1 protein-coding gene is annotated in these 724 nt (G+C 57.2%); it reads right to left on the reverse strand.

The window, feature by feature from the left end; all coding sequences use genetic code 11:
* Positions 1-69: 69 nt before the first annotated feature.
* Positions 70-699, reverse strand: coding sequence for a hypothetical protein (locus EOB59_RS35020; protein ID WP_128290315.1), 630 nt, complete (start codon positions 697-699; stop codon positions 70-72).
* Positions 700-724 lie beyond the last annotated feature (25 nt).

Genomic DNA, 724 nt, shown 5'->3' on the forward strand with positions numbered 1-724 from the left:
ATCTCTATAGCAACGTCAAGGAGAAGCGCGAGGTGTTGCAGATGTGGTCAAATCACATCGAATGGCTGATCAAGCAGGCTGCGGATGACGCTCTGGCGGCGTAGCTGCTGGCATGGGCGGAAGATGCGGCGCAACAATCGTCAGAGCCTCATCGAATTGGAGATCATGCTTGACCAGCAAATGCGCGGCCAATGCTTCGATGGCCGACCAGTGATCGAGTACTAGCCGGGCCGTGCGATCTTCGATCCGCCCCCAATCGGGGCGGCGCGGCATCAGGAACCGCAACTCACCATAGATTCGCTTGGCATCCGCGTAGTCGCTGCTCCCCTCATTCCCATCGGACGCATTCATCGCCATATCGCGCGGGTCCAGATAGCCTTCGAATGCGGATTCTGCAAAAGGACCTGCCAGACACGCAACTATCTCCCGGATCGCATCATCGCGTTCCAAACATCGATCCATATCGTCCTCGAAAATCGGCTTTCGCTTCGAGGTGAATCCTTGCGCTGAATAAAAACCCGCGCCTTCGACAACACCACCGCACTCTCCGTCACCGGCGTCGGGGTAAATACTAACACTTGAGAAAGCAGGGAGTTCACGGTCGTCGTCGAACGTCTGACGGTGCAAAACGATGGCGGCCACCGCGGGCCCGGCTTCGTGATGCACCACAAGCGGCAGATATTGGGAGGCTACATTCATGCGGTGCGGCTCTCAGGTCTAGTTT

The organism is Mesorhizobium sp. M7A.F.Ca.MR.176.00.0.0 (assembly GCF_004023165.1).
In the GTDB taxonomy this organism is placed as follows: Bacteria; Pseudomonadota; Alphaproteobacteria; order Rhizobiales; family Rhizobiaceae; genus Mesorhizobium.